The 23,527-nt window shown below is 65.3% G+C and carries 25 protein-coding genes; 13 read left to right on the top strand and 12 right to left on the bottom strand.

Going from position 1 to position 23,527, the window contains the following annotated elements:
- The first annotated feature begins 5 nt into the window (after positions 1–5).
- The 6 genes from IEW49_RS01705 (at position 6) to IEW49_RS01680 (ending at position 6,900) form a co-directional block, all read left to right on the top strand.
- A complete protein-coding gene (locus IEW49_RS01705) occupies positions 6–1,169 on the top strand; it encodes a DUF547 domain-containing protein (protein WP_188641054.1) in 1,164 nt (387 codons plus the stop codon).
- A gap of 70 nt (positions 1,170–1,239) precedes the next feature.
- Positions 1,240–2,421 (top strand): DUF547 domain-containing protein, encoded by a 1,182-nt coding sequence (locus IEW49_RS01700; RefSeq protein WP_188641053.1) that lies wholly within the window; start codon positions 1,240–1,242, stop codon positions 2,419–2,421.
- A gap of 61 nt (positions 2,422–2,482) precedes the next feature.
- Complete coding sequence (locus IEW49_RS01695) at positions 2,483–3,892, top strand: SLC13 family permease (protein WP_188641052.1); 1,410 nt, start codon at positions 2,483–2,485, stop codon at positions 3,890–3,892.
- A gap of 298 nt (positions 3,893–4,190) precedes the next feature.
- On the top strand, positions 4,191–5,498 hold the full coding sequence (locus IEW49_RS01690) for a cystathionine gamma-synthase family protein (RefSeq protein ID WP_188641051.1): 1,308 nt from the start codon (positions 4,191–4,193) through the stop codon (positions 5,496–5,498).
- On the top strand, positions 5,495–6,382 hold the full coding sequence (locus IEW49_RS01685) for an ATP-grasp domain-containing protein (protein ID WP_188641050.1): 888 nt from the start codon (positions 5,495–5,497) through the stop codon (positions 6,380–6,382). The genes IEW49_RS01690 and IEW49_RS01685 overlap by 4 nt, the downstream gene beginning before the upstream one ends.
- A gap of 44 nt (positions 6,383–6,426) precedes the next feature.
- Entirely contained in the window at positions 6,427–6,900 is a 474-nt protein-coding gene (locus tag IEW49_RS01680) for a hypothetical protein (protein WP_188641049.1), read from the top strand.
- Positions 6,901–6,910: 10 nt separating this feature from the next.
- Here IEW49_RS01680 and IEW49_RS01675 read toward each other — a convergent pair whose 3' ends face one another.
- The 8 genes from IEW49_RS01675 to IEW49_RS01640 form a co-directional block, all read right to left on the bottom strand.
- Complete coding sequence (locus tag IEW49_RS01675) at positions 6,911–7,444, bottom strand: J domain-containing protein (protein WP_188641048.1); 534 nt, start codon at positions 7,442–7,444, stop codon at positions 6,911–6,913.
- A gap of 104 nt (positions 7,445–7,548) precedes the next feature.
- Positions 7,549–8,070, bottom strand: a complete 522-nt coding sequence (pal, locus tag IEW49_RS01670; protein WP_188641047.1) for a peptidoglycan-associated lipoprotein Pal — start codon at positions 8,068–8,070, stop codon at positions 7,549–7,551.
- A 67-nt stretch (positions 8,071–8,137) separates the two neighbouring features.
- Positions 8,138–9,523, bottom strand: a complete 1,386-nt coding sequence (gene tolB, locus IEW49_RS01665; protein ID WP_188641046.1) for a Tol-Pal system beta propeller repeat protein TolB — start codon at positions 9,521–9,523, stop codon at positions 8,138–8,140.
- Complete coding sequence (gene tolA / locus IEW49_RS01660) at positions 9,523–10,314, bottom strand: cell envelope integrity protein TolA (protein WP_188641045.1); 792 nt, start codon at positions 10,312–10,314, stop codon at positions 9,523–9,525. Before tolA ends, tolB begins: the two co-directional genes overlap by 1 nt.
- A gap of 10 nt (positions 10,315–10,324) precedes the next feature.
- Positions 10,325–10,768 carry an ExbD/TolR family protein gene (locus IEW49_RS01655; RefSeq protein ID WP_188641044.1) on the bottom strand — a complete coding sequence of 148 codons (444 nt, stop codon included), beginning with the start codon at positions 10,766–10,768 and terminating at the stop codon, positions 10,325–10,327.
- Positions 10,768–11,469 carry a protein TolQ gene (gene tolQ, locus IEW49_RS01650; RefSeq protein ID WP_373282458.1) on the bottom strand — a complete coding sequence of 234 codons (702 nt, stop codon included), beginning with the start codon at positions 11,467–11,469 and terminating at the stop codon, positions 10,768–10,770. Before tolQ ends, IEW49_RS01655 begins: the two co-directional genes overlap by 1 nt.
- Positions 11,466–11,918, bottom strand: coding sequence for a YbgC/FadM family acyl-CoA thioesterase (locus tag IEW49_RS01645; protein WP_188641043.1), 453 nt, complete (start codon positions 11,916–11,918; stop codon positions 11,466–11,468). The genes tolQ and IEW49_RS01645 overlap by 4 nt, the downstream gene beginning before the upstream one ends.
- Before the next feature lie 73 nt (positions 11,919–11,991).
- Entirely contained in the window at positions 11,992–12,369 is a 378-nt protein-coding gene (locus tag IEW49_RS01640) for a histidine triad nucleotide-binding protein (protein ID WP_188641042.1), read from the bottom strand.
- A 111-nt stretch (positions 12,370–12,480) separates the two neighbouring features.
- Here IEW49_RS01640 and IEW49_RS01635 point away from each other — a divergent pair, with 111 nt between their 5' ends.
- From IEW49_RS01635 to gmk, 3 genes are read left to right on the top strand one after another with little or no spacing between them, the layout of a single operon-like run.
- Positions 12,481–12,993 (top strand): SspB family protein, encoded by a 513-nt coding sequence (locus IEW49_RS01635; protein WP_188641041.1) that lies wholly within the window; start codon positions 12,481–12,483, stop codon positions 12,991–12,993.
- 32 nt (positions 12,994–13,025) lie between these two features.
- A complete protein-coding gene (locus tag IEW49_RS01630; RefSeq protein ID WP_188641040.1) occupies positions 13,026–13,448 on the top strand; it encodes a hypothetical protein in 423 nt (140 codons plus the stop codon).
- Positions 13,449–13,497: 49 nt separating this feature from the next.
- Positions 13,498–14,145 carry a guanylate kinase gene (gene gmk, locus IEW49_RS01625; RefSeq protein ID WP_229658037.1) on the top strand — a complete coding sequence of 216 codons (648 nt, stop codon included), beginning with the start codon at positions 13,498–13,500 and terminating at the stop codon, positions 14,143–14,145.
- A 9-nt stretch (positions 14,146–14,154) separates the two neighbouring features.
- Here the strand turns inward: gmk and IEW49_RS01620 are convergent, their stop codons facing one another.
- The 4 genes from IEW49_RS01620 to IEW49_RS01605 form a co-directional block, all read right to left on the bottom strand.
- Entirely contained in the window at positions 14,155–15,045 is an 891-nt protein-coding gene (locus IEW49_RS01620) for an SMP-30/gluconolactonase/LRE family protein (RefSeq protein WP_188641039.1), read from the bottom strand.
- 4 nt (positions 15,046–15,049) lie between these two features.
- On the bottom strand, positions 15,050–15,856 hold the full coding sequence (locus tag IEW49_RS01615) for an SDR family NAD(P)-dependent oxidoreductase (protein ID WP_188641038.1): 807 nt from the start codon (positions 15,854–15,856) through the stop codon (positions 15,050–15,052).
- A gap of 20 nt (positions 15,857–15,876) precedes the next feature.
- Positions 15,877–17,166, bottom strand: coding sequence for an acyl-CoA dehydrogenase family protein (locus IEW49_RS01610; protein ID WP_188641037.1), 1,290 nt, complete (start codon positions 17,164–17,166; stop codon positions 15,877–15,879).
- Positions 17,167–17,246: 80 nt separating this feature from the next.
- Positions 17,247–18,689, bottom strand: a complete 1,443-nt coding sequence (locus IEW49_RS01605; protein WP_188641036.1) for an MFS transporter — start codon at positions 18,687–18,689, stop codon at positions 17,247–17,249.
- Between the two features lie 238 nt (positions 18,690–18,927).
- Here IEW49_RS01605 and IEW49_RS01600 point away from each other — a divergent pair, with 238 nt between their 5' ends.
- From IEW49_RS01600 to IEW49_RS01585, 4 genes are all read left to right on the top strand, one after another.
- Positions 18,928–20,109, top strand: coding sequence for an acyl-CoA dehydrogenase family protein (locus IEW49_RS01600; RefSeq protein WP_188641035.1), 1,182 nt, complete (start codon positions 18,928–18,930; stop codon positions 20,107–20,109).
- Between the two features lie 15 nt (positions 20,110–20,124).
- Entirely contained in the window at positions 20,125–21,264 is a 1,140-nt protein-coding gene (locus IEW49_RS01595; RefSeq protein ID WP_188641034.1) for an acyl-CoA dehydrogenase family protein, read from the top strand.
- On the top strand, positions 21,264–22,352 hold the full coding sequence (locus IEW49_RS01590; protein ID WP_188643045.1) for a Zn-dependent alcohol dehydrogenase: 1,089 nt from the start codon (positions 21,264–21,266) through the stop codon (positions 22,350–22,352). Before IEW49_RS01595 ends, IEW49_RS01590 begins: the two co-directional genes overlap by 1 nt.
- Before the next feature lie 89 nt (positions 22,353–22,441).
- On the top strand, positions 22,442–23,524 hold the full coding sequence (locus tag IEW49_RS01585; protein ID WP_188641033.1) for a phosphotransferase family protein: 1,083 nt from the start codon (positions 22,442–22,444) through the stop codon (positions 23,522–23,524).
- The last annotated feature ends 3 nt before the right edge of the window (positions 23,525–23,527 follow it).

Raw genomic sequence — 23,527 nt, 5'->3', positions numbered from 1 at the left:
TAGCGATGACCCGACTTCTTGCCAGCACCGCCATACTCGCCCTCGCGCTGGGCGCCCCCGCCGGGGTTTCCGCCAATGCAGCCCCCGTCGACTACGCCGTTCAGGCGGACGGCGAGTTCGCCCGCTTCACCCCTACCGCCACCGTCGAGCAAACCGAGCTCGACTGGGGGCTGTGGGACCGCGCGCTCAACTGGTTCGTGCTCAATATGGGTCCCTCGCTCCGCGAGATGGCGCCGAAGGTCGAACCGAACCTGGGTTCGCGGTTTACCTGGGGCCATACCTCGCGCTACAGGCTCGAAGGCAACAAGATCGCGTTCGACATGCTCGAGGACAAGCAGCGTGCCTCGCTGACCGAGTACCGGCTCGACCTGCAGCGCATCGGCAGCGAGATCGACCTCGCCCGCCTGCCGCGCAACGAACAGCTCGCCTTCTGGATCAACCTCCACAACGTCGCGGTGATCGAGCAAATCGCGCTCGATTACCCGGTGATGAGCCCCGACAAGGTCGAACCCGAAGGCTTCGACGTGCCGCTCGACGAGGCGAAGTTCATCACCGTCGCCGGGGTGGCGATGAGCCCGAAGGATATCCGCACCAGGATCGTCTATCCCAACTGGAAGGACCCGCGGGTGATCTACGGTTTCTTCCGCGGCGATATCGGCAGTCCTTCGATCGCGAAGAATCCGTATACGGGCGACAATGTCGCGGTGCAGCTGGCCGAGAACGCGACCGAATTCGTCAACGCGCTGCGCGGTGTCGACCGGTCGGGCGACACGATGAAGGTCTCGCGCATCTACGCCGAAGCCCAGCCGTTCTTCTTCCCCGATTTCGACACCGACCTGCGCGCCCACCTCGGCCAGTATGCCGAAGAGGACGTCACCGCGATCCTCGCCGCCACCTCGCGCACCGAAGCCTCGATCTACGAAACCGACATCGCCGACCTCTCCAAGGGCGAGCGCGAGCCGATCTACCAGATCACCCAGCAATGCGAACGCGCGAGCACCGGCGAACAGAACTGCTCGTCGCCCGACCCGCGCGTAAACGGCGCCGCCAAGCGTTTCGTGCAGGAGCGCCGCAACAAGGTCGAGAAACTGATCGAGCAGGGCCGCATCGGCACCGTCATCATCCGCGAAATCAGGGACGGCGAAGAACAGGGCGCAGAAGTCGAGTGATCCGGACCGCTTGACGGGCGGCACCGAGCGGCGCACCCTTCCTGCCACCCAAAGGGAAAGGCAGGTTCGCATGCGGTTATCGACGGTCCTGATCGGGAGCCTCGCACTCTCCGGTCTCATCGCCCTGCCCGGCCCCGCCATTGCGCAGCAGGCGCGCCCGCAAGCTTCCGCGCCGGCGACGCCCGATCGATTTGCGCCGCGCGCATCGGGTGACGACACGCGTCTCGACTGGCGCGCGTGGGACGGGGCGCTGTCGTGGTTCGTGCTCAACATGGGCCCGTCGCTGCGCGAGCTCCCGCCGCGGCGCGAACCAGCGATGGGCACGCGCTTCGTCTTCGGGCACGATTCGCGCTATCGATTGGAAGGCAATCGCATCGCCTTCCAGTTCCTCGAGGATAAGCAGCGCGCCACGCTGACCGAGTACCGCGCGGATCTGGAGCGGATCGGGACCGAGATCGACATCGCCAGCCTCCCGCGCAACGAACAGCTCGCCTTCTGGACCAACCTCCACAATGTCGCGGTGATCGAACAGCTGGCGCTGGCCTATCCGGTGATGAGCCCCGACAAGGTGTCCATCGACGGCGTCCCGCTCGACCAGGCGAAGTTCATCACCGTCGCGGGCGTAGCGCTTAGCCCCCAGGATATCCGCACCCGCATCGTCTTTCCCCACTGGGACGATCCGCGCGTGATCTACGGCTTCTTCCGCGGCGCGATCGGCGGACCGTCGATTTCGCGTCGCGCCTATACCGGGCGCGATATCGCCCGCCAGCTGGCCGGGAATGCGAGCGAGTTCGTCAACGCGCTGCGCGGCGTCGACCGTAACGGCAACACGCTCAGGGTCTCACGCATTTATGCAGAAGCGCGCCCCTTCTACTTCCCCGAATGGGAGCGCGACCTGCGCGCGCATCTGGCGAACTATGCCGAAGGCGAGGTTGCGCGATTGGTTGCCGCGGGCGGCCCGGTCGAGGCCTCGATCTACGAAACCGACATCGCCGACCTCTCCAAGGGCGAGCGCGAGCCCGCCTATAGCCAGACTGACGAATGCGCCACCGATCCTACGACCCGCAATGTCGGTTTCCCCGACAGGACCAATGGTGGCCAATGCCCGGTTCGGATCGACATACCGATCGCTATCCAACGCTTCGAGGTAGAACGACGCGAGAAAATCGCGCGGCTGGTCGAGCGCGGTCTGATCGGCACCGTCGTCATCCGCGAACTGCGCGACGAGGAACCGGGCACCGAGGTCGAATAAGCGCGCGACGGGCGTTTGCATCGCGCCGTTGCCACGCTACCCCTCGCGGCAGGGAGGGAACATGACCGCACGGATTATCGGCCTCGTCGTCGGCGCCACCGGCTTCGCACTCGCGTGTTTCGCGCCGCTGCCCGGGGGCCTTGCGCGCGAGGGGCTGGTCGTCGCCGGGCTCGTCTGGCTGATGGCCTCGTGGTGGATGACCGAGGCGATCCCGCTCACCGCGACCGCGCTCACGCCTTTCATCGTGCTGCCCTTTGCCGGGGTGATGGATGCCGGCGAAACCGCCAGCGCCTATTACTCGCCGATCCTGTTCCTGCTGCTCGGCGGCGCCTTCATCGCGCTCGCGATCGAGCGCACCGGGCTGCACCGCAGGCTCGCGCTGGCCATCCTGAAGGCGATCGGGGGGCGCGGCGGCCAGGCCGGGCTGCTGCTCGCCTTCATGGTCTCGGCGGCGATCCTCTCGATGCTGATCTCGAACACCTCGACCGCGCTGATCATGATGCCGATGGCAGTCGCGGTGCTGGCAGGTGGCGGCGCGAAAGAGGGCGAATTCGAGGGCCTTTCGGGCGCGCTACCGATGGGCATCGCGTTCGCCGCCAGCATCGGCGGCCTCGGCACGCTGGTCGGCTCGCCCACCAACGCGATCGCGGTGGGCCTGCTCGACACGATGATCGGGACGCGGATCAGCTTCGCCCAATGGGCCTTCTACGGCTTGCCGATCGTTGCGTTGGGCGTACCGCTCGCGGCGCTGATCATCGCTAGAGTCCAGCAGGTTGCTACGCATCCGTTCGATGTCGCGAGCGCGCAGGAGGCGATCGCAGACGAGACCCCGATGGGTGTGCCCGAAAAGCGGGTGATGGCGATCGTCGCAATCACGTTCCTCGCCTGGATGACGCGGCTGTGGCTCGCGCCCTATTTGCCCGAGGGCAGCTGGACCGACGGCACCATCGCGATCGTCGCCAGCCTCGCGCTGTTCCTGCTGCCCGACGGCACCGGTCGCCCGCTGCTGGTGTGGAGCGAGGCCGACCGCGCCCCGTGGGGCGTGATCATGATGTTCGGCGGCGGGCTCGCGCTGGCCGCGGGGATGAGCGCGAGCGGGCTGGCCGAATGGCTCGGCAATGCGCTGCTCCCGCTCGACGCGCTCCCGCTGGTGCTGATCGCGCTGGCGATCGTGGCGATGGTGGTGCTGATCACCGAGTTCGCCAGCAATGTCGCCACCGCCACCGCGATCATCCCGGTGGTGGCGAGCCTGGTGGTGGCGCTCGGAGCCGATCCGGTGCTGCTCGCCATGCCCGCCGCGCTCGCCGCGAGCTGGGGCTTCATGCTGCCAGCGGGGACCGGACCCAACGCGATTGCCTGGTCCACCGGCCGGATCCGCATCGGCCGCATGGTGCGTGCCGGGCTGGTGCTCGACCTGATCGGGGTCGGCCTGATCGTCGCGGTCGTGTTCGGGATGCGGACGCTGGTCTGATTTTCCTACCCCGGCGCGGCGGCGTATGAGGCGCCCATGCTCTCGTCCCGCCGCGCCTTCCCCGCTCCTCGACAGCCGCGTCCGCGGCCCGCGGATTTTCTTACCCAGAACACTGTAACACCCGGTCCATGCCTTCGGTCGCGGCGCAGTTGAAAGCGCCGCCGCACCGCATTATGCGCGGGATCCGACACGGCGATCGGCGGAGATGCGTCCCTGCGGAGGTTAGGGACGGGCGCCCCGACCACCCATTGGGCCCCCGCCTTCCTGGGGGCATCGTCACAGGAAGGATGCTCGCATCATGAGCGACAACGAAATCGATCCCACCACCCCGCGCAAGAATCCGCAGCCCAAGGTGAAGACCATCGGTGGGCGCCAGCTCAAGCCCTCGACCCTGATGATGGGCCACGGCTACGACCCGACCCTCTCGGAAGGCTCGCTCAAGGCCCCGATCTTCCTTACCAGCACCTTCGCGTTCGAAAGCGCGGCGGCGGGCAAGCGCCATTTCGAAGGCATCACCGGCAAGCGTCCGGGCGGCGCCGACGGCCTCGTCTATTCGCGCTTCAACGCGCCCAACCAGGAAATCCTCGAGGATCGCCTCGCGGTGTGGGACGGGGCCGAAGACGCGCTGTCCTTCTCGAGCGGGATGACCGCGATCTGCGTGCTGCTGATGGCGCATGCTTCGCAGGGCGACGTGATCGTCCATACCGGCCCGCTCTATGCCGCGACCGAAGGCTTCATCGCCAAGTGGATGTCGCGCTGGGGCGTCAGCTACATCGACTTCCCCGCCGGCGCGACGCGCGAGAAAATCGACTCCGTGCTGGATGAGGCCAAGGCCAAGGCCGCCGAACAGGGCGGCAAGGTCGCGATGGTCTATCTCGAAAGCCCGGGCAACCCGACCAATGCGCTGGTCGACGTCGAGGCGGTGCGCGCGGCGGTGGACGCCGCAGGGCTCGAATGCCCGATCGCGATCGACAACACCTTCCTCGGTCCGCTGTGGCAGCGTCCGCTCGAGCACGGTGCCGACATCGTCTGCTACTCGCTGACCAAGTATGTCGGCGGCCATTCGGACCTCGTCGCCGGCTCGATCGCGGGCGCGAAGAAATGGATGGATGCGGTCCGCATGCTGCGCAACACGATGGGCGGGATCTGCGATCCCAACACCGCGTGGATGCTGCTGCGTTCGCTCGAGACGGTCGAACTGCGCATGCAGCGCGCGGGCGAGAACGCGGCCAAGGTCTGCGACTTCCTCGCCAAGCATCCGAAGGTCGAGGGGCTCGGCTATCTCGGCATGATCAAGGACGAGCGCCAGAAGGACATCTACGATCGCCACTGCCTCGGCGCGGGGAGCACCTTCTCGCTGCTGCTCAAGGGCGGCGAGGCCGAGTGCTTCCGTTTCCTCGACGCGCTCAAGATCGCCAAGCTCGCGGTCAGCCTCGGTGGGACCGAGACGCTCGCGAGCCACCCGGCGAGCATGACCCACCTGTCGGTCGCCGAAGGTCGCCGCGCCGAGCTCGGAATCACCGACAACCTCGTGCGCATTTCGATCGGCATCGAGGATGCGGACGACCTGATCGCCGACTTCGAACAGGCGCTCGAAGAGGTTTGAGCCGGATCGGTTTCCTCGCCTGCGCGGACACGCTGCCGGGCGAGGGGCCGCGGCGCGGCGACGCATTCGAGCACGATCTCGAAGTCGCCGCGCTGCGCCCGGCCTTTGCCGATGCGGGGCTGGAGCTGGTCGAGCGCGACTGGCGCGCGCCGCTCGTCGCGTTCGAGGGGCTCGATGCGGTGTTGCTCGGCACGGCGTGGGATTACCAGGACCACCCGGAGGAGTTCGTTGCACGGCTGGACGCGCTGGCGGCGCAAGGGGTGGAGGTGTGCAATCCGCCCGACGTCGTCCGCTGGAACGCCGACAAGCGCTATTTGACCAAGCTCGAGGCGAGCGGCGCGCGGATCGTGCCGACGCAGTGGCACGACGACGCCACGCACGCCGAAGTGCTCGCGGCAATGGACCGTTTCGCGACCGATCGCGTCGTCGTGAAACGCCAGGTCGGCGCGGGCGGTCTCGGCCAGCACAGCTTCACCCGCGACACGCTGCCCGATGAAGGCTGGTCGCTCGGCCACCGGGCGATGATCCAGCCCTTCCTCCCCGCCATCCTCGACGAAGGCGAATACACTTTCGTCTTCATCGACGGCGCGTTTTCGCACGGCGTGCGCAAGCGCGCGGGCAAGGACGACTACCGCATCCAGTCGCTGTTCGGCGGCTACGAGGAGGACTTCGCTCCGTCGCCCGAGGATCGCGCGGCCGCCGAAGCGGTCATCGCCGCGCTGCCCTTCGCCGACCTGCTCTACGCCCGCGTGGATATGGTGCGGAAGGACGACGGGCAGCTCGCGGTGATGGAGTGCGAACTGATCGAGCCCTATCTCTATCCCGAGCAATCGCGCGACTTGGGCCAACGGCTGGCGCGCGCTATCGTGGCGCGAATACATTGATCTGTGAAGTTGAAAACACCTAGGGAACCGTCGGGGGAAAAGCTTTGGCCGATATCGACGACTATATAGCCGCACCCGAACTCGCGCTGATTGACGCTGCGGAGGATTCGGCTTTTGACGAATTCATCCTGCCGGAGGACTATACGTTCATTGTCGTCAACCAAGGAGGTATTCAGGCGCAGGTACGCGCACTCTCTGCATTCTCAGCCGCCAGCGTCATTCGCCGCCTTATCGAACGCATGAAGCAACAGGGCGCAGCCATTCAGGACTGGATCTGCAAATCCGCCGCCGAAGGAGGGTTCGATCTTTGTGCGAAGCTCGCCTCTGGCCGCCCACTGGCTGAGATCATGAAATCGTTGCAACAATTCTTGCAAAGAAAAATCGTGATACTCGTAAACTCTGGCGTTGGTCTGCTGACTTTCGCTACCGGCCTTCCCGACCCTATTAGCGTATTCACTGCTTTGTTTGCCGTCATCGGCCTGACGAGCGAAGAGCTAGCGCGGTACTGCGGATGCTAGCTTTCCGGAGCTAGCCCTTCCAGACCCGGCGCTCTTCGGCCTGCTTGAGCACGTCGTAGGCGACCTGGTAGGCCTGGAACTGCTTCGCGGCTTCCTCGTCGCCCGGCTTGACGTCGGGGTGGACCTCCTTCGCCTTGGCGCGCCACGCCTTTTTGATCGTGTCGAAATCGACGTCGGGCTCCAGCTCGAGCACGTCCAGTGCGCGCATCTCGTCGGCGCTACGCGATCCGTCGCCGCTGCCCGACCAGCCGTAATGCTGAGCCTCGGCATAGCCGGCGTTCTCGGTCTGCTCCTGCTTGGCGCGCGCCGCGGCCTCGGCCTTGTCGAGACCTTCGAAATAGTCCCAGCCCTTGTTGTATTCGGCGGCGTGCTTCTCGCAGAAGTACCAACGCTCGTTCGAACCGACCGCCTTGGGCGCGGGGCAATTGCCGGGCTCGTTGCAATTGTGCCGGTCGCAGATGCGCACATTGGTGGCCTCGCGCGAGGCGCCGTAATCGCGCCAGCGGGGAAAGCCCCAATCCATGCTTCTGCGTTCGCCAACCATGTCCGTAACCTAGGGTATCGAAGTGAATAGGAAAAGGCGCGCCCACCGCAGTGGACGCGCCCCCCGTCCGGTTATTCCGGATCGAACCGAAACTTGTGGGTCGATCAGTCGACGGTGACCGTTACAGCACGGCGGTTCTGCGCCCAAGCGCTTTCATTGGAACCGAGCGCGACCGGGCGTTCCTTGCCGTAGCTGACGGTGCGGATGCGGCTCGCCTGCACGCCGAGGCTGACGAGATAGTTCTTCGCCGCATTGGCGCGGCGTTCGCCGAGCGCGAGGTTGTAGTCGCGGGTACCGCGTTCGTCGGCATGGCCTTCGACCGTCAGGCGCTTGTCGGGATAGCGCGCGAGCCATTGCGCCTGGCGCTGCAGGCGAGCGGCATCCTCGCTGTCGATATTGTAGCGGTCGGTATCGAAATAGATCGTGTCCTGGCCGCGGGTGAACTGTTCGAAATCGCGCTGGCTGCCCGGAACGATCTCGTCCGAAATGCCAGAACGATCGTCCTGCCCGCCCGTCGTCGTGGTGGTGTCGGCCGGCTGCGGGGGAAGCTCTTCGGGTGCCTTCTTCGAGCAACCGGCAAGGGCGATGCCCAGCGCGAGCGGGGCGATATACTTCCAATTGGCCATCGGTTTTCTCCTGATAGAACGGCCTTGAAACAAGGTGCGACCCTGATTTCTCTTTTATTACAACGCGTCAGTCGCGGATCGGTCCCCATGCCGGGTCGGACCCGTCGACCGGCGTGGTGAGGCGACGCTCGTTGCGTCCGGTGAGATCGACCTGCCAGATCGAGGTCTCGCCCGAATTTCGCTGGGTGCGGAAGAACTGGATGATGCGTCCATTCGGTGCCCATGTCGGGGCTTCATCCTGCCAGCTATTGGTCAGGTGACGCATGTTCTTGCCGTTCGGGCTCATCGTCGCGATGCGGAAATTGCCCGAGATATGGGTGAAGGCGATCTGGTCTCCGCGCGGGCTCCATTCGGGAGTCGCCGCGCGTCCGCCGAAGAAGCTGATCCGGCGCTGGTCCGAACCGTCGGCATCCATCACGTAGATCTGCTGCGAGCCCGAGCGATCGCTTTCGAACACGATCTGCTTGCCGTCGGGCGAGAACGAGCCGCCCACGTCGATCCCGGGGCTCGAGGTCAGTCGCACGCTTTCGCCGCCATCGGCGGAAACGCGATAGATGTCCGTATTGCCGGCGACCGCCATCGAATAGAGCACCCAGCGCCCGTCGGGCGACCAGCGCGGGGCGAAGGTCGGATTCTCGCTCTGGGCGATCAGCTTCTGCGTGCCGCTGGCGATGTCGTAGATGTAGATCCGCGGATTGCCGTCGAGATAGGACAGATAAAGGATCTGCTTGTAATCGGGCGAATAGCGCGGGCTCAGCGCAGTCGCATTGCCGCTGGTCAGGAAGCGGTGGTTCGCACCGTCCGAATCCATGATCGCGAGCCGCTTGCGGCGGTTATCTTTCGGGCCGGTCTCGGCGATATAGGCGATCCGGCTGTCGAAGAACGGGTTCTCCCCGGTCAGGCGCGAGAACACCATGTCGGCGCATTTGTGCGCGGCACGGCGCCAGTCCGACGGCGGCAGCCGCCAGCCGGCCTTCTCGACCGGCTGTTTGAGCAGCACGTCGTAGAGATAGCAGCCGACCGTCAGGCTATCGTCGTCATTCTTGCGGACATAGCCCTGGACCAGCATTTCGGCCTTGCGACCGTCCCACACCGAATAGGCCGGGCTGGTGATGTCGCCGAAGGATGGCTGCGGCAGCGAATCCGGCCCGGTCGGCCGGAACAGGCCGTTGTTCTGGAGGTCGGCGGTGATCACTCGCGCGATATCGCGACCGAGCGCGGCCGTCCCCGCATCGTTGGCGGCGGTCGACACGTTTGCATTGGTCGCGAAGCCGGGGATCGCGATTTCGAGGTCCTGCCATTCGCTTTCGTCGGTCACCGCACCCGAGAGACCCTGCGGGGCCTCCTGCGAAGTCGCGATCGGTTCCTCGTCGATCGTCGGCGATTGCTGCGCGGCTGCCGGAATGGCGGCGAGCGAAAATGCGGCGGTCATCAGAAGGGCGGCAAATTTCATCACAGTCTCCGGTCGAAACGGAAGTCCGACACGCGCTTCCACGCGTCGTAATATTCTTCGGGAAGGTTGAACGGCGCGGCGAGGCGCACCGCGCGGATCGCCTGTTCGGCATGGCGTCCGGCCTGTGCGCGATTGGCGTCGTTGACGCCGAGCTGGCGCACCACGCGTGGCGAACCGGCGAGCGAGCCGTCCGGGTTGAGATCGAAGGCGAGGATCGTCACCAGCAATTCGACGTCGACGCCCTGCGGCGCGCTCCAGTGCGGCTTGAGCTGGCGCGAGATCGAAGCGGCGAGCGAATTGCGCACCCGCGGCCCGATTTCGGCGGCTGGCGTACCGCTATTGGTGCTCGTTTCGGTGGTGCCGCGGCTGCCGAGGAAATCGCTGTCGATCTGGCCCTTGGGCTCGGCGGTCCTGGGAGGTACCTGCCGCGTTTCGCGCGGCGCCTGCGTGCGGCGCGGCGACGGCTGGCGCGTCTCGCTGCGGGTCGCAGGCCGCACGACCGGCTCGCTGCGGGGTTCGGCGCGCGGCTGCGGGAGCGGCTCGACCGCGTCGTCGGCGCGCGGTTGATCGAGCGCTTCGGCAGCGGCTGGCGGGGCCGCATCGGGCAGCGGGATCGGCGCGGTGCTGGTAAGCCCGGCTTCGTCGGTCAGCGAGACCGAAACGCGTTCGGGAGGCTGGACGATCGCCGCGCCGACCGGCTTCCACAACAGCGCCACGACGAGGGCGACATGCAACACTACCGCCACCGGCAGTGCGTATTTTTCCTCTCGTGCAAGGCTTCTCGTGGCCATTGGCGCGGACCTATGGAACCTCGGATGAACTGCCGGTGACCAGCGAGATCGCGTTGAACCCGGCGCGATTGAGCTCGCCCATCACCGCCATCACCCGGCCATAGTCGAGATTGCGGTCGGCGCGCAGCGTGACCTGCGGCGGTTCGCCGCCAGCCGCCGACCGCGCCGCCTCGAGCCGGTCGGGCAATTCGCCCGGGGCGAGCTCGTCATTGTCGAGATAGAGCCGACCGTCGGCCGAAAGCGACAGCGTGATCTGTTCGGGTTCCTGGCTCAACGCCTTTGCCCGGCTGTCGGGCAGGTCGACCGGCACGCCCGAATTGAGCAGCGGCGCGGTGACCATGAAGATGATCAGCAGCACCAGCATCACGTCGACGAACGGCGTGACGTTGATCTCCGCCATCGGCGCGCGCAGGCGTCGGTGCTTGCGGCCTGAATGATGCAAGCCCATCGCCATCAGCTACGCGTCTCCAACTGGCGCGACAGGCTCATGTTGAACCGCTCGGCGAAGCGGTGGAGCCGCGCTTCGTAGGAATTCACGCTCTGCGTCAGGCGGTTGTAGGCAATGACGGCGGGAATCGCCGCGAACAGGCCGATCGCGGTCGCGAACAGCGCCTCGGAAATACCCGGTGCGACCACCGCGAGCGAGGAATTCTGCTGCGCGCCGATCTGGAAGAACGAATTCATGATGCCCCAAACGGTACCGAACAGGCCGACGAAGGGCGCGACCGAACCGACCGTGGCGAGAAAGCCGAGCCGCTTGGCGAGGTTGTCCGCCTCTTCGGCGACCTGCATGTCCATCGCCATCCGCAGGCGATCGCGGGTTCCGTCGCGGTCGATCGTGGCCGCCTTGATCGAGCGGCGCCATTCCTTGAGCCCGGCACCCGCAATGCGCGAGGCGGGGATGTCGCGATCGGCCACGCTCTTCTGCAATTGCTCGAGGTTTTCCGCCTCCCAGAACTGCTTTTCGTAAATCTCGCCCTGCTTTTTCAGGCGGCCGATCTTCATCGCGAAAGAGATGATGATCATCCAGGTCCAGACGCTCGCCAGGAGCAGGCCGAGCATGACCGCCTGCACGACCACGTCGGCCTGCAGGAAGAGTTCGACCGGATCGAGCCGGGTCGGCGCGTCGGCAAGAAGGTTCGTCATCTGGTTCATCTATCGCTTTCGTCGAGAATGGTCTTGAACGCGGTACGCCAGTCTTCGGGCTGGCGGCGCGGGCGGCCGTCGGGGGCCACGAAGCCGACCCGCAGAGTCGCGTCGGCGAGCATCGTGTCGTCGCGCCAGGCTTCCTGGTGCATGCGGCAGCTTGCGGCCTTCAACTCGGTACAGCGGGTGCGGATCAGCACCGCGTCGTCGAGCTTGGCCGGGCGCAGGAAGCGGATCTGCATGTCGGCGACGGCATAGGCGCCCTCGCCCGCCTCGTTGGCCGCGCGCTGGTCGATCCCCAGCAGGCGCAGGATGTCCGAGCGCGCGCGCTCGAACCAGCGCAGGTAATTGGCATGATAGACCACGCCCGACAGGTCGGTATCCTCGAAATAGGCGCGCACCGGGAACAGGTGCACGGACCCGTCGAACAGGCCGGAAGGAGGGGCTGGCGCATCCATTTGGGCCGCCATAGCGAGCCCGCGACTCGACTGGCAACTGTCGAAAGTTAACCAGTTGGCCAGCAGCGACGGATTATTGCGCCACCATCCGGCCCAGCGGGCGACCGGCGAAGATGTGCACGTGCAGATGGGGCACTTCCTGCCCGCTATCCGCACCGACATTGGCGAGCAGGCGATAGCCCGGCTCGACCAGCCCTGCTTCGCGCGCGATCTTGCCGACGGCGCGCACGAAACCGCCGATTTCCGCGTCGCTCGCCCGCGCCGAGAAATCGTCCCAGCTGACATATTTGCCCTTGGGAATGACGAGCACGTGGGTCGGCGCCTGCGGCGCGATGTCGTTAAAGGCATAGGCCCACTCGTCCTCGTAGACCTTGTCCGAGGGGATTTCGCCGCGCAGGATCTTGGCGAAAACATTGTCGTCGTCATACGGGAGGGTGGCGTCGATCGGCATGGCGGGTCTCCTTTTCCGCAAGGCGTGATAGGCGTTGGCGTCGCCGGTGCAAGCGGGCAGGCACGCGCTTTCGGCTTGACCCGCGCCCGCCGCACCGCCAATTCTGCGCGCATGAGCGAAACACCGCCCGACAGCCTGATCCCCTACGACGAGATCGTGCAGGAAGCCCTGCGCGCCGTGGTCGGCCGCGTGCTGGGCGAAATCGAGCAGACCGGCGGCGAACTGCCGGGCGAGCACCACTTCTACATCACCTTCAAGACCGATGCTGCCGGGGTCGACATTCCCGCCGACCTGCGCGCCCGCTTCCCCGACGAGATGACGATCGTGCTGCAGCACAAATTCTGGGACCTCAGCGTGTCGGACCAGGGTTTCTCGGTGGGGCTCAGCTTCAACGGCGTGGGTTCGATCCTGACCATCCCGTTCGCCGCGATCACCGCCTTCGTCGATCCGGCGGTCGATTTCGGGCTCCAGTTCCAGGCCGTCGGCGACAATGACGTTGCGCCCGGACACGATCCGGCCGAGAACGACGAGCCCGAGGGCGAGGCGGAACAGGGCGATGGCCCCGACGTTCAGAAGGACGAGGGCTCCAACGTCGTGACCGTGGATTTCGGTCGCCGCAAGTAACTCGCGGGCCTGCAGCAACAGGGACCGCAAAAATGGCGAAAATCGACAACAAGGTAGCTAGCGACATCGTCGGCAAGAAGGTCGCCAAGGCCGGGCGCAAGCTCAACGGCAAGGGCGACGACGAGGTCTGGGGTCCGAGCACCAATCCGGCGACCAATCTGATCATCCAGGACCTCATCCTGCGCGCTGCCGGACGGCTGACCCGCACATCGCTGGAAAAAGGCCTGCTGCGGCGACGCTATGGCGGCGAACACGCCAAAAAGATCATCGAAAACCGCAGCCTCGTCCAGACGCTGCTCGCCTACGGCGCGACCAAATATGCCACGCGCTCGATCCCCGGCGCGCTGCTGGTTGGGACGGCGGTGCTGGGCAAGACGCTGTTCGACCGCTCACTGAGCCGAGCGAAGTCCCGCCGCAAGGGCGACGAGCAATTGGTGGACCAGGCAGAGGAATAAGCCGCCAATCGGGGTTGATTCGCGCCGCCCCTATCGGGCACAGGCGGGCATGGCCGATCACGACACCCTCCAGCGCCGCGGACTGATGTTCATCCTTTCCTCGCCCTCGGGCGCGGGCAAGACCACCATCGCGAGGATGCTGCTCGAACGCGACGGGCATATCGGCCTGTCGGTTTCGGTCACCACCCGCCCGATGCGCCCGGGCGAGGTCGACGGGCGCGACTACCATTTCGTTTCGGATGCCGAATTCGATCGGATGATCGAGGCGGACGATTTCTACGAGTGGGCGCATGTCTTCGATCATCGCTACGGCACGCCCAAGGGCCATATCCGCAACGCGCTCAAGGAAGGGCAGGATTTCCTGTTCGACATCGACTGGCAGGGCACCCAGCAGCTCTACCAGAAGGACCAGCAGGACGTGGTGCGCGTGTTCATCCTGCCGCCCAGCCTTAAGGAACTGCACGATCGCCTGCGCGGTCGCGGGACCGACAGCGACGAGGTGATCGCAGGCCGGATGGAGCGTGCCCGCGCCGAAATCAGCCACTGGGACGGCTATGACTACGTCGTGATCAACGACGACGTCGAGGAATGCTACGGTAAGGTGCGCGAAATCCTCGAGGCCGAACGCATGAAACGCCAGCGCCAGACCGGGCTGATCGGATTCGTCCGCGGATTGATGGCACCCGACGCCGAATAGCCGCTCAGATCAGGGCCGCCCGGCCCTCGCCACATCGACCTTGCAGGCGAGGATCCGCCCGTTCTTCGCCTGGCTCGCCGCATCGCGATGCGAGGTCGGCGCGACGACGGTGAAGAGGGTCTTGCCATCAGCCCCGCCGAGCATACAGGCGTAGCAATTGAGATCGCCCGTCTCGACCACGTCGAGCACCTCGCCGCCCTCGGCATAGCGCACGCATTCGGGCGCGAGCGGGTTGGCGATCCAGATCGCGCCCTCGGCATCGAGGCAGATCCCGTCGGGCAGGCGCTTGCCGGTCTCGGCCCATTCGCGCCGGTTCGAAAGCGTGCCGTCGTCAGCAATGTCGAGTGCGGTCAACCGGTTGGCGAGCGTTTCGCCAACGATCAAGCTCTTGCCGTCGGGCGTGATCACCGAGCCGTTGGGGAAGAAGAATTTCTCCTCGCTCGCAGCGAGTCGGACCGAACCATCCGGCTCGACAAGCGCAATCGGCGCATGCGCGCCGTGTTCGCGGATCCAGTCGGGCCCCTTCTCGACCAGCGCCTTGTCGAGATCGAAGCCGAAATTGCCGACATAGGCGCGGCCCTGCGCATCGACGACCATGTCGTTGCACCAGAAACCGGCGATGTCGGAGAGGTCGGCATGCAGTTCGAGCCGCCTGTCGGGCCAGCGTCGCCAGACCTGCTGCCGAACCATCGACACGACCAGCAAGGATCCATCGGGCATCCAGCCGAGACCCGAGGGCTGGTCGTCGAATTCAAGTTCGACGCGGAGATCGCCGCCCTCCTCGCTCACCGAGTAGACGCGGTGGGCGTAGAAATCGGAAAACCACAACCGGTCCTCATGCCAGCGCGGCCCTTCGCCGAAATGGATACCCTCGGCGACGGTGCGGAGTTCGCGCGCCATCGTCCTATTTCCCCGACGGATCGACGAAATTACCTGCGCCGATATTTGCGTTCACCACGCCGCCATCGATCGGGATCGTGGTGCCGACCACGTAATCGCCCGCCCGGCTGAGAAGGTAGATCGCGCCTGCCGCCATATCCTCCGTCACGCCGACGCGGCGCGCGGGGATGCCCTTTTCGACCAGTTCGGCATTGTCGCGCGCAGCGCGGTTCATCGCGCTGGGATAGGCGCCCGGACCGATCCCGTTGACCACGATGTGGTGCCCGACCAGTTCGGCGGCCATGCGCCGGGTGAGGTGGATCAACCCGGCCTTCGAGGCCTGGTAGGGATAGGTCGGCCACGGGTTCGACTTCATCCCGTCGATGCTCGAAATCATCAGCACCTTGGCGGGCCGGTCCTTGCTCGCCGCCGACTTGAGCAGCGGGAGCAGCTTCTGGGTCAGGAAGAATGGGGTCTTGAGGTTCAAATCCATCGTCCGGTCCCAGCCGGCCTCGGTGAAATCCTCGAACGGTTCGCCCCAGGCGGCCCCGGCATTGTTGACCAGCAGGTCGAGCCGGTCCTCGCGCGAAGCAAGCTCGTCGGCGAGTTGCTGGATCCCGTTCATCTGCGACAGGTCGCCAACCAGGCCGATTACCTTGTCGCCGAGCTCGGCAGCGGTCTCGTCGACCTGCTCCTTCTTGCGCGCGACGATGTAAACGCGCTCGGCGCCTGCGGCGAGCAGGCCCTCGACGATCATCTTCCCGATTCCGCGGCTGCCGCCGGTGACGAGCGCGATACGGCCGTCGAGGCCGAACAGTTTACTGAGTTCCATCTGTCTCGCTCCCGTGTCTGTCAGCGCGTCGCGCCCATGTCGCCCGAGCTAAAGCTCACTTCCCCGGGGTCGGGGGCGTGCTTGGCGAATTCCATCCGTGCGATCGAGCGGGCGTGGACCTCGTCGGGCCCATCGGCGAGGCGCAGCGTTCGCTGCCCGGCATAGGCCTTGGCGAGGCCGTAATCGTTCGACACGCCGCCGCCGCCATGCGCCTGGATCGCATCGTCGATGATCCGCAGCGCCATGTTGGGCGCCTGCACCTTGATCATCGCGATTTCCTGCTTGGCGGCCTTGTTGCCGACCTTGTCCATCATGTCGGCGGCCTTGAGGCAGAGCAGCCGAGTCATGTCGATATCGATCCGTGCGCGGGCAACGCGTTCTTCCCACACCGAATGCTTGTAGATCGGCTTGCCGAAAGCTTCGCGGCTCTGCAGTCGGCGGCACATCTTCTCTAGCGCTTCTTCGGCCGCGCCGATCGTACGCATGCAATGGTGAATGCGGCCCGGGCCGAGGCGTCCCTGCGCGATCTCGAAGCCCCGCCCTTCACCGAGCAGCATGTTCGTCGCCGGGATGCGAACGTCCTTCAGCTCGATTTCCATGTGCCCGTGCGGCGCGTCGTCGTAACCGAACACCGGCAGGTGGCGGATGATGTTCACGCCGTCGGCATCGAGCGGCATCAGCACCATCGACTGCTGCTGGTGGCGCTGGGCGCCGAAATCGGTCTTGCCCATCACGATCGCGACCTTGCAGCGCGGATCACCCGCGCCCGAGCTCCACCATTTCCGCCCGTTGATGACGTATTCGTCGCCCTCGCGCTCGATCCGGCACTCGATATTGGTCGCATCGGACGAGGCGACGTCGGGCTCGGTCATCAAGAAGGCCGAACGGATCTCGCCGTTCATCAGCGGGGTGAGCCACTGGTCCTTCTGTTCGCGCGTGCCGTAACGATGGAACACTTCCATGTTACCGGTGTCGGGCGCCGAGCAATTGAAAACTTCGGAAGCAAACCCGATCCGGCCCATTTCCTCGGCGCACATCGCGTATTCGAGGTTGGTCAGACCCGGCCCTTCGAATTCGTAGGTTTCCTCGACGTGGTGGTGGCCGTCATTGCGCGGCGGCATGAACAGGTTCCAGATGCCGGCGCCCTTGGCCTTGGCCTTCAATTCCTCGACCACCGGGATCACCTTCCAGCGATCGCCTTCCTCGTCTTGCGCCTTGTAGGTCGGCACGGCGGGGCGGACGTGCTGCTCGATGAAATCCTTGACGCGGTCGCGCCAGTAGAGCTGGCGTTCGGTGGGCTGGAAATCCATGTCGGTCCTCTCCTGAAATAAGTTGCCCGCGTGTTTGGAAGCGCGAGCGCGCTGGCGCAAGCCTCGATTTAAGCGAGCGGTTAAACTTCCTCGCCCGCGGCGTCGATCACGCGGTCGAGACCTTGCGGATCGACCCCCGCCACCGGTCCCAGCGGGAAACGCATATACGACCAGGCCGCCGCCAGGCCGAATACGACGAGCGCGGCCGCGTAGAACAGGGTGAGCCGCATCAGCACGACCTGGTCGACCGCGCCGGGCTGGGCATTCTCGGGAAAGCCGACGAGGCCGAGGATCAGCCCTGAAAGGAAGATCCCGATCCCCGAAATCGCCTTCTGGAGGAAGAAATAGCCGGCGAAGAACAGACCCTCGGTCTGCTTGCCGCCCTTGCTCGCGGCGTGATCGGTCACGTCGGCCATCATCGAGGTCGTGAACAGAGTCGCCGATATGCCCGCCGTGTTGCCGACGAAGACGAACGCGAAGATGAAAGGCGGCAACCAGTCCGAACCGTTCGGCGGCGCGAGGTCGAAATAGCGCAGCCAGTAAGGCGCCGAGGCGAACAGCATCATCACGACCACGCAGATCGCCGCCGCGCGCTGCTTGCGGAAGCGCCTGCCGATCGGGACCACGACGAGAAACGAGGCGACCGCGCTGGCGAACAGGATCCCGGTATAGGCCACGAACTGGAGCGCCGTGAATTCCCAAACGAAATCGAACAGGTAGTTCGTCAGCGCGAAGGTGATCCCCTGGATCGCCATCCCGAACAGCGCGGCGACCATCAGGATCAGGAACGGTCGGTATTTGAGCGTGGCGACGATTTGGCCGAGGTTTTCGGCGGTATCGATGGGGTGTGCCGGCGGGCGGGCGAATTTTTTGTGCGTCCCCCAGGCCGAGAGCAGGATCGAGGCCAGCATGACGAGCGCGCCGATCACCGCATAGGGGGTATAGCCGTCGGGATTGAGCAACCCGTTGGGATATTCGGGCGTGTCGGTGAAGATCAGCCCGTAGGCGATCGCTAGCATCACGAGCCCGCCGACCCAGCCGAACAGGAAGCGGTAGCGAAGCACCACAGTGCGTTCCTGGTAATCGCTGGTCATCTCAGGCAGCAGCGAGATCGACGGCACTTCGTAAGCAGACAGGCTCGCGCGGACGAGAAAACCGACGATCAGCAGGTAACCGAGCGTCGCCCCGGTGCCCGAGGTCGGCGGGTGCCACAGCATCAGCCACGACAGCGCAACCGGCAGCGCGGCCCCGTACATCCACGGATGGCGCCGCCCGATCCGGCTGCGGGTCCGGTCGGAGAGGTTTCCGACCACCGGATCGATCAGTGCATCGAGCACCAGCGCGAGCCCGATCGTCGCGCCGACCGCTTCGGCCGGCAGCCCCACCACCTGGTTGTAGAACAACAGCAGGAAGACCCCGAAGCCGTTATCCTTGATCCCGAAGGCGACGGTGCCGACCCCGAAGGCGAGCTTGGTGCGCAGGGACACGCGGCGCGGCGGAGCCGTGTGGGCGGGGGCGTTCACGCGGGAGAGCGATCGATCGGCTTGTCGGTGCTCGGCATTTGCGTCTTCTCCCAATTCTTCCCTGCGTCAAAGCCTAGGGCAAAGCATCCCGAGGTCAACGAGCCACGCGCGACCCGACCACGGCACGGCGGCGCTGCAGCACATCATGGCCTTAGGTGCTTGCGACTCGTACGAGTTTGCTTTTAAACGCGCGATTAAATCGCCGCGCAAGGGCGGCATGATTTTGAAGGAGAGGATCATGGCTGAAGACCTGGACGCTTTCCGCGCCGAGACGCGCGAATGGCTCGAAGCGAACTGTCCCGAGGAAATGCGCCAGCCCGTGCGCGACGAGCGCGACGTCTATTGGGGTGGCCGCAACGCCGAGTTCAAGAACGACGCACAGAAGGCCTGGTTCGAAGCCTGCCGCGACAGGGGCTACACCGTGCCCGACTGGCCGAAGGAATATGGTGGTGCCGGGCTCACTCCGCCGCAGGCAAAGGTGCTGCGCCAGGAAATGGCGCGGATCAATGCGCGTCCGCCGCTCTCGAGCTTCGGGATCTGGATGCTTGGCCCGGCGCTGCTGCATTTCGGCACCGAGGGCCAGAAGCAGCGCTTCCTCAACGAGATCGCGCGTGGCGAAATCCGCTGGTGCCAGGGCTATTCGGAGCCGGGCAGCGGTTCCGACCTCGTCAGCATGCAGACCTTCGGCGAGGACAAGGGCGATCACTGGGTGGTCAACGGTCAGAAGATCTGGACGTCCTATGCCGACGAGGCCGACTGGATCTTCTGCCTCGTCCGCACCGACAAGAACGACAAGTATCGCGGCATCACCTTCATGTTGTTCGACATGGCGAGCGATGGCGTGTCGACCAAGCCGATCAAGCTGATCAGTGGCAACAGTCCGTTCTGCGAAACCTTCATGGACGACGTGAAGGTGCCGAAAAGCTATGGCGAGGACATTCCTGGCTATGTCGGCGAGATCAATCGCGGCTGGGACGTCGCGAAGTATCTGCTCGGCCACGAACGCGAGATGATCTCGGGCGCGGGCAACAAGGAACGCTCGGGCTCGCTCGGGCCGAAGCTTGCGCGCAACGGCATCGACAACCCGGTGCTGCGTGCCGCACTCGCCGAATACGATATCGATGCGCTCGCCTATGGCTGCATGGGCGAGAAATTCCTCGACGAACTCAAGGTCGGGAAAGCCCATCCCGCGCAGCCCAACATGATGAAATATGCCGGCACCGAGCTGAACAAGCAGCGCCACGAATTGATGATGTCGGCCGGGGGGTCGCGCGCGCTCGAATGGGAGAGCGAGGAAACCAATGGCGGCACGCCGGCGCGCAGCTGGCTGCGGACCAAGGCCAATTCGATCGAGGGCGGCACCAGCGAGGTGATGCTCAACGTCATAGCCAAGCGCATCCTTGACCTCCCCGGCGCCTGAGGAAGAACCAGAACAATGCCTCTTTACCTGAACGAAGATCAGCAGATGCTCGCCGACACCGCGAGCGAATTCATGTCCGAACAGGGCAGCATCGAGAAACAGCTCCGCCACTGGCGCGACAAGGGCTGCAAGGACGGTTTCGGCCACGAATTGTGGGGCCAGTTCGCCGAGATGGGCTTCACCGGGATGATGGTGGACGAGGACCATGGCGGGCTCGGCATGGGTCATGTCGAGGCGGGCATCGTGCTCGAACAGATCGGCCGCAACCTCACGCCGTCGCCCTTCCTCACCAGCTCGGTAATGGCAGCGAGTGCGCTGGGCGCGGGCTCCGACGACCTCAAGGGCCGCTGGCTGCCCGGCCTCGTCGAAGGCAAGAGCGTGTTCGCGATCGCGGTCGACGAAGGGCCCAAGCACAACCCGCAGGAGATCAAGACCCGCGCCGAGAAATCGGGCAACGGCTTTAGGCTGACGGGTGCCAAGACCTTCGTGATTCAGGGCGCCAGCGCCGACATGCTGGTGGTCGCCGCGCGCACCTCGGGCGACGACAGCGACGATGAAGGTATCACGCTGTTCGCGGTGCCCAAGGACGCGGCCAACATGAAGCAGAACCCGGTGCGGCTGGTCGACAGCTCGATGGCGAGCCACGTGACCTTCGACGGGGTCGAATTGGATGGCGATGCCGTGATCGGCGAAGTCGACGGCGGGCGCGAAGTGCTCAACCGCATGCTCAATGCCGGGCGCGCGGGTGCCGCGGCCGAAGGCGTCGGCGTCGCAGGTGGCGCGTTCGACCGCACGACCGAATACCTCAAGCAGCGCAAGCAGTTCGGCAAGCTGATCGGCGAATTCCAGGCGCTCCAGCACCGTGCCGCGCATCTCTATTCCGAACTCGAGATCGCGCGCGCCACCGCGATCAAGGCGGCGCAGATGCTTGACGAAGATGCCGACAAGGCCGACCTAATGGTCTCGGTCGCAAAGGCCAAGGTCGGCAAGGTCGCGCGCCTCGCGGTGCAGGAAGGCGTGCAGATGCATGGCGGCATCGGCATGACCGACGAATACGATATCGGCCTGTTCATGAAGCGCGACCGCGCGCTGCACGAATTTCTCGGCGATCACTATTTCCACGCCGACCGTGTGGCGAAGCTGAGCGGGTACTGATCGTGAAGGCTGCAATCCTCGAACAACCCGGCACCCCGCTCCAGATCGGTGACGTAAGCACCTCCAAGCCGATGGCGCACGAAGTGCTGATCCGCACCCATGCCTGCGGGCTGTGTCATTCGGACCTGCACTTCATCGACGGCAGCTATCCGCATGCGCTTCCGCTGGTGCCGGGGCACGAAGCGGCGGGCGTGGTCGAGGCGGTCGGTAGCGAGGTGAGGACGGTCAAGCCGGGCGATCACGTGGTGACCTGCCTCTCGGCATTCTGCGGCCATTGCGAGTTCTGCCTAACCGGCCGGATGGCGCTGTGCCTCGGCGGTGATACGCGCCGCGCGAAGAGCGATCCGCCGCGCCTGACGCGCGGCGACGGCGAGCAGGTCAACCAACTGCTCAACCTGTCGGGCTTCGCCGAGCAAATGCTGATCCACGAACATGCCTGCGTCGCGATCGACAGGGACATGCCGCTCGACCGGGCGGCGGTAATCGGCTGCGCGGTGACCACGGGCGCGGGCGCGATCTTCAACGCGTGCAAGCTGGTGCCGGGCGAGACCGTGGCCGTGGTCGGCTGCGGCGGCGTGGGCCTCGCAGCGATCAACGCGGCAAAGATTGCGGGCGCGGGGCGCGTGATCGCGCTCGATCCGATTGCGGAAAAGCGCGAACTGGCGAAGGTGCTCGGCGCGACCCATGCGTTCGACCCGACCGCGGAGAATGCCCTCGAAGAGGTGATCGCGCTGACCGGCGGCGGGGTCGACCATGCGATCGAGGCGGTCGGGCGCGAGGCCAGCGCCAAGACCGCGGTGAAGCTGTTGAAGCGCGGCGGGACCGCGACGATCCTCGGCATGATGCCCTTGGACTGCAAGGTCGGGCTCGGCGCGATGGACCTGCTTTCGGGCAAGAAGCTGCAGGGCGCGATCATGGGCATGAACCGCTTCCCGGTCGACCTGCCGCGGTTGGTCGATTTCTACCTGCGTGGCCTGCTCGACCTCGACACGATCATCGCCGAGCGCATCCCGCTGGAAAAGATCAACGAGGGCTTCGACCTGATGCGCACCGGCACCAGCGCGCGCAGCGTGGTGGTGTTCGACTGACCCCCTCACCGTTCGTGTCGAGCGAAGTCGAGACACGTCCAGGCCAACGTATCTCGACTTCGCTCGATACGAACGGATAGAAGCTCTGCATGACCCAGATCACGCCCCCCATCGACGCGCAGGCCGAATTCACCGGCACCACCGAGCCGCAGGGCCAGGACGTCCTCGATCTCGACCGGCTCGCCGAGTGGATGACGGCCAATGTCGACGGCTTCGAAGGCCCGCTGTCGCAGGCCAAGTTCAAGGGCGGCCAGTCCAACCCGACCTACAAGCTGTCGACCCCCAACCGCGACTACGTGCTCCGGCGCAAGCCGTTCGGGAAACTATTGCCGAGCGCGCATGCGGTCGATCGCGAATTCCGCGTCCAGTCGGGGCTCGAAAAGGTCGGCTTCCCCGTCGCCCCGCAATACGGGCTGTGCGAGGACGAAAGCGTCATCGGCGCGATGTTCTACGTGATGGGGATGGTCGATGGACATTCGATCTGGAACGGCGCGATGCCCGATCATTCGCCCGAGGAGCGACGCGTGCATTATTTCGCGATGACCGACGTGCTGGCGCAGCTCCACGCGGTCGACCTCAAGCAGGCCGGGCTTACCGATTACGGCAAGCCGGGCAATTATTTCGAGCGCCAGATCGGCCGTTGGACCAAGCAGTACCGGATGAGCGAGACCGACACGCTCGAGCCGATGGAAGGTCTGATCGAATACCTCCCCCGCACCGTGCCCGAGCAGACCCGGACCTCGGTGGTCCATGGCGACTACCGGATCGACAACATGATCTGGGCCAAGGGCTCTCCGCAAGTGCTCGCCGTGCTCGACTGGGAGCTGTCGACGCTTGGCGATCCGCTGGCCGACTTCACCTATTTCTGTCTTGCCTGGGTGACCGACAATGGCGGGCGGTCGGGCGTGCTCGACCTTGACCGAGCGGCGCTCGGCATCCCCGAACTCGACGAGATCGTCGCGCGCTATTGCGCCGCCACGGATCGCGACAGCGTGCCCGACATGAACTGGTATTTCGCCTACAACTTCTTCCGCCTCGCCGGGATCATGCAGGGCATCAAGAAGCGCGTGATCGACGGCACCGCGTCCTCCGCGCACGCCAAGGCGATGAGCGAGCGCGTCGGCCCGCTGGCCGAACTGGCGTGGGATTTCGCGAAGAAGGCGGGCGCCTAGGCG

The sequence above is a fragment of the Pseudoblastomonas marina genome (genome assembly GCF_014641655.1).
In the GTDB taxonomy this organism is placed as follows: domain Bacteria; phylum Pseudomonadota; class Alphaproteobacteria; order Sphingomonadales; family Sphingomonadaceae; genus Alteriqipengyuania_A; species Alteriqipengyuania_A marina.
This window is presented reverse-complemented; position numbering and strand designations above follow the sequence as displayed.